This window comes from Saccharomonospora iraqiensis subsp. paurometabolica YIM 90007, assembly GCF_000231035.2.
Lineage (GTDB): Bacteria > Actinomycetota > Actinomycetes > Mycobacteriales > Pseudonocardiaceae > Saccharomonospora > Saccharomonospora paurometabolica.
The window spans coordinates 24,487-26,757 of sequence record NZ_KI912256.1 but is presented as its reverse complement, the minus strand read 5'-3'; the positions used below and the strand labels follow the sequence as shown (position 1 = coordinate 26,757).

Below are 2,271 nucleotides of genomic sequence, written 5' to 3'. Positions count from 1 at the left end.
TTCCCGGGTGTCGTGCTCGTCGCGGGTGTCGTGCCCGTCGCGGGTGTCGTGCTCGTCCCTGGTGCCGTGGGCTCGGACGGGCGCGCCCCCGTGGTGGTGTCCGCGGAGGTGCCCTCCGGTCGCCGCGTCCCCGGCAGCGTCGCCGCGGCGGACGGCGCACCGGACACCGCGGAACGGTCCCGCACGGTCGCCTCGGCCCGGGACGTGCGGGGATCCGACGCGGCGTTGCGGGTGGTCTGCCCCGAAGGGGCGGGAACCTGCTCCTGGCGGGGCTGGGTCACCAGGTGGTTCGGGATCCGCAGCACCACACCGGTGCCACCGCGGGACGAAGGCCGGAAGTACACCTGGAGCTTGTGCTTGCGGGCCAGGCACCCGACGACCGCGAGGCCGAGCCTGCTGCCGGACAGCTTGGTCAGATCGAGGCCGACGGTGCTCGAGACGGAGCGCTCGGCCCGCTCCAGCGCCTGCGGCTTCATCCCCAGGCCACCGTCCTCCACCGTGATGACGACGCCGGTGTGCAGCTGTTCGACGTAGACGTGCACCTCCTCCGACGGCGCGGAGAACTTGGTGGCGTTGTCCATCAGCTCGGCCAGCGCGTGCATCACGTCCTCGGCCGCGTAGCCGACGATCGCCGACGTGCTCGTCGAGTGCAGGCGCACCCGCTGGTAGGCGCGGATCCGGCCCATCGCACCGCGGAGGATGCTCTCCATGACGATCGGCTTCGTCCAGCGCCGTCCGGACCGGGCCCCGGTCAGCACGGCGATGCTGTCCGCGAGCCTGCCCGCCTGCGCGGTGCTGTGGTCCAGGCTGAGCAGGTCCCCGAGCACGTCCTCGGAGTGCCGGTGCTCCATCTCGCGGAGGTCGGCGAGCATGCTGGTCGCCATCGCCTGCACACGCCCGGCCGCGTTGGCACACGCCGACATCGCCGCCGCGCGCTGGCGCTCCCCGACACTGATCTCGCGGACCAGCAGCCGCAGCAGGCGCGTGTGGACCTCGTCCGACGGGCGCGGCAGCTCGGCCAGCACGGTGTCCGCCGAGGCGCCCTCGCGCAGTCGGTCCACCGCTGCGGGGAGCGTGTCGTCGGCCAGCCGCTCCAGTTCGGCGCGCCGGTCGGCCGCCTGGCCGCGTGCGGACGACAACTGCCCGTCCCGGTACACCGTGAACGCCACCGCGGCACACGCCAGTAGTGCCGTCACACCGCCCACAGTGGCCACCAGCGGCCGTTGCGCCGCGGGTGTTTCCCATGCCACCCACAGCCACACGCCCCCGGTGACGAGCACCGAGACGAGCAGGACGAGCGAAGCTCGGACCAGCGGCGGGCGCGAACCGGTGTCGCGCCGCCCTTCGGACAGGGAAATGGGAGCCCCCAAATGTACCTGTGACATCAGTATGGCCTCGCGTCGACGACCGCCCCCGAATCGCGTCGACGAGACCGAGAGCCTAGTAGGTCGTGCCCCGCCACGGCCAGAGAGGTGGCACCGCGAGTTGTGAAAAAGGCACGCTACGTCGTCAGCGCGGTGTCCGGAACGGTCAGCGCGTGTCCGGAACGGCGGGCGGGCACGGACGACGGGCGGTACCCGGCACCGACGGTGGACCCGGGAGCGGCACACTGGGGGACATGGTCGACGACACGGGGATCCCGCGGACGGGCGCCGACGCGGCGGGAGCGGACGGGGGTGGCGCCGCGCCCGGCCGCCCGTTGACGATCGCGTTCGTGTGTACCGGCAACATCTGCCGGTCGCCGATGGCGGCATCGGTGTTCACCGAACACCTGCGCGCCACCGGGCTGGACGACGGGGTGGAGATCGTCAGCGCCGGGCTCGGCTCGTGGCACGTCGGCGAGCGGGCCGACCCGAGGGCGCGGGCGACCCTGACCGAGCACGGCTACCCGGACGACCACATCGCCGCACAGGTCGGCGCCCGGCACCTGGACGCCGATTTGCTGCTCGCCGCCGACGGCGGGCACCTGGACGAACTGCGGGCGCTGGCGGGTCCGGACGCCGACGTGCGGCTCCTGCGCAGCTTCGACCCGACGGCGCCGCCGGACGCGGAGATCCCCGACCCGTACTACGGCGCGGGGGACGGGTTCACCGACGTCCTCGGCATGATCGAACGTTCCGTGGCCGGGCTGCTCGACTGGGTCCGGGAGAACCGGTGACGACCGGGGCCGAGGAGGCGATCGCGCGGCACGTCGGCACCGCCCCCACCGGCACGGGGACGCTCGGCGGTGGCGCGGTGGTCGCGACCCTGCCCAACGGCCGCCGCGTCGTC

At 73.5% G+C, this 2,271-nt stretch carries 2 protein-coding genes; one reads left to right on the top strand and one right to left on the bottom strand.

What is annotated here, in order from left to right; genetic code table 11:
• The coding region (locus SACPADRAFT_RS28735; protein WP_407690027.1) for a sensor histidine kinase at positions 1 to 1,196 on the bottom strand (1,196 nt) is incomplete at its 3' end.
• A gap of 422 nt (positions 1,197 to 1,618) precedes the next feature.
• On the opposite strand from SACPADRAFT_RS28735, the gene SACPADRAFT_RS0218905 reads away from it, so the two are divergent.
• Positions 1,619 to 2,158: a low molecular weight protein-tyrosine-phosphatase gene (locus SACPADRAFT_RS0218905; RefSeq protein ID WP_007027336.1), complete on the top strand. Its 540-nt coding sequence runs from the start codon at positions 1,619 to 1,621 to the stop codon at positions 2,156 to 2,158.
• The last annotated feature ends 113 nt before the right edge of the window (positions 2,159 to 2,271 follow it).

What these genes read in the sequence shown, in the direction of transcription:
- SACPADRAFT_RS0218905 (WP_007027336.1), top strand. Translation starts at nt 1,619, where the DNA reads ATGGTCGACGACACGGGGATCCCGCGGACGGGCGCCGACGCGGCGGGA.